Source organism: Marisediminitalea alba (assembly GCF_002993365.1).
GTDB lineage: Bacteria > Pseudomonadota > Gammaproteobacteria > Enterobacterales > Alteromonadaceae > Alteromonas > Alteromonas alba.
Genome location: NZ_PVNP01000057.1, coordinates 1 through 2,389, shown reverse-complemented (window position 1 = coordinate 2,389; position 2,389 = coordinate 1). Strand labels below are relative to the sequence as shown.

General features: G+C 44.1%; 2 protein-coding genes. One reads left to right on the top strand and one right to left on the bottom strand.

Features of this window, described 5'->3' with window-relative positions; all coding sequences use genetic code 11:
* Positions 1–287: 287 nt before the first annotated feature.
* Positions 288–1,382, bottom strand: coding sequence for an MBL fold metallo-hydrolase (locus C6Y40_RS07670; protein WP_240621875.1), 1,095 nt, complete (start codon positions 1,380–1,382; stop codon positions 288–290).
* A gap of 211 nt (positions 1,383–1,593) precedes the next feature.
* Here C6Y40_RS07670 and C6Y40_RS07665 point away from each other — a divergent pair, with 211 nt between their 5' ends.
* The gene (locus tag C6Y40_RS07665) at positions 1,594–2,355 is read left to right on the top strand and encodes an IS5 family transposase (RefSeq protein ID WP_105932999.1); all 762 of its coding nucleotides are present in this window, start codon (positions 1,594–1,596) and stop codon (positions 2,353–2,355) included.
* Positions 2,356–2,389 lie beyond the last annotated feature (34 nt).

The window sequence follows — 2,389 nt, the reverse complement described above, 5'->3', positions numbered from 1 at the left end:
TCACTGGTTGCTATCTTATTGGGTATGGTAGTCGTCTCTTCGAATAAACATCGGCGCTTCCAAGCTAATACCGACACCAGAAGCGTGCTGTCATTCCACTATCTCGGTCTGAGAGCTATTGCTTGCCGAATAAGATTCACTATGCGACAGTGGAAAGCTGCACTCAAATGGTACAGCTCCATAGTTGACGCTGCCTGGGCCGCAGGCACATGAAATTAAATTCGTGGGGATCCCTCAGACTCTGACCCCTTTATTATTAATGTACTCTGACCCCTTTATTACCTTTATTAAAAGCTAACCTGCTCCCCTTCGTTGAGAATGTGTAAGGGGATCTCTGAGTCTAAACGCTTATGCATGGTTAGCAGGCGGAATAGGGCAGAGTGTGAGGTTTTATCGCCCATCTTCCAGCTGTTATTGCCATACCCCCATGGCACCATCACTTTGCAGTTAAGCTCTTTTGCTGCAATAAGCGCATCTTCTGGCGTCATATGGACTTTTCGGTAAAAGGCTGGTGATTCCGCGCTGAAATAGGACGCAATGGGCAGCAAGCACACATCAATCTCGCCGTACTTTTCTCTTATCTGCTTAAAGTGGGGCGAATAGCCGGTGTCGCCGGCAAAGAATAATGTGTTGCCCTGATGTTCAAGCAACCAGCCACCCCAAAGAGTTTTGTTCTCGTCTTCATACAAATAGGGAACCAAAATCCGGTTGCTAAAGTGATGACCGGGGACAAAATGCACATTCACTTTACCCAGTGGTTTGCTGGCGTACCAGGCCATTTCGGTAATGTTAAAATCACCGCCGGGAAAGTGCTCAGCAAAACCTAAAGGCGTTAAAAACGCTGTATCTGCAGAGAAAGCCTGGATATCGCCTTTGTTAAAGTGATCATAATGAATGTGCGAATACATTACCGCATCGGTTGCATTAAGCATCAAATCCGATGGCTGTTCCGGTTCGTTGCGATTAAAGCCAGCCGACAAGCGAAAAGCCCAGTTTACCGGCCAGTCAAACTGATTAAATACCGGGTCGAATAGAAACTGTTGGTTATCCGGGGTGGTGATCCGAAAGCTGGCGTGGCCATACCATTTCACCGTATAGCCGGTGTTGAGCAACAACGGCGCAGAATCACCTTTATATGTGCAATTTTCCATGGGCTCATTACACGCCAAAAGCTCACTGGGCTGGTAGCAGTCTTCGCTGCAGGTTACCGGGTAATCTTTAAATTTGGGAAACAAATTAATAAAGCGGTCCTGATAGCCTTCCATGCTGGAATATTTCACCACCGAATCGGGCGGTGTTAACCGTTCTGTTTGATTATTGCTGCTGCAGGCTGCAATACAAAACGCAAGCGCTGAGGCAAGCGAAAAAGCGATGTACTTCACTGATGTTAAGTTCCCTTCAAATGTTCCAAAGGTAAGTTTACCAACTCAGGGTCTGCGACAAACGCAAAAAGTTGTAAACAAACTTAACGGCGGTGGGAGGATAGTTTTTAGCCCTCATACTAGGGCGTGTTGATCTTTCGTGAGTAATTTTTAAACAGCATGGTAAAGGGTTATAATTTGCTTCGCCAAAAGTAAAACCATAACCAATACCATGCCAAGAACAATACTAACTGATATTCGATGGGAACTGCTACTTCAAGTTATGAAAAGTACAGGCCGTATTTACGATAAAACTGAACATCGAATGACATTTGAAGGAATACTTTATCGAATGAGAACTGGTATTCCTTGGCGAGATCTGCCCTCTGAATTCGGAGAGTGGAGTACCGTATACAGACGATTTAATCTTTGGTCAAAGAAAGGGATTTTAGATAACCTTTTCAAAAGCTTATCTAGCATGGCTGATTTTGAGTGGGTCTTTCTTGATGGCTCGATAGTTCGAGCACATCAACATAGCACAGGAGCAGCAACTGAAAGCTCAGAGCAAATAGGCAAAAGTCGTGGGGGTAATTCAACCAAAATTCACTTAGCTGTAGATAGTGGAGGATTACCGATTTGTTTCGACTTATCAGAAGGTCAACGCCACGATGTTGTTCATGCGAATAGTTTGGTTGAACAGCTTGATGAAGTGAACACTGTCGTTTGTGATAAAGGCTATGATAGCGAACAATTCCGCTGTTTTGTTCGTGACCACGGTGGAACACCAGTGATTGCTACACGGAATTACGGTCAAGATATTGATAAAAAAAGCATGGATTGGTGCTTATACAAATACCGACATTTGGTTGAAAATGCATTTGCAAGAATTAAGCAATATCGAGCTATTTCAACTAGATACGATAAGTTAGAGCGAAATTATGCCAGCATGGTATCGCTGGCATTTATGTTAATGTGGCTGCCGATGTATTGTTGAGCAAAATATGTACAGAAAAGATCAACACGCCCTA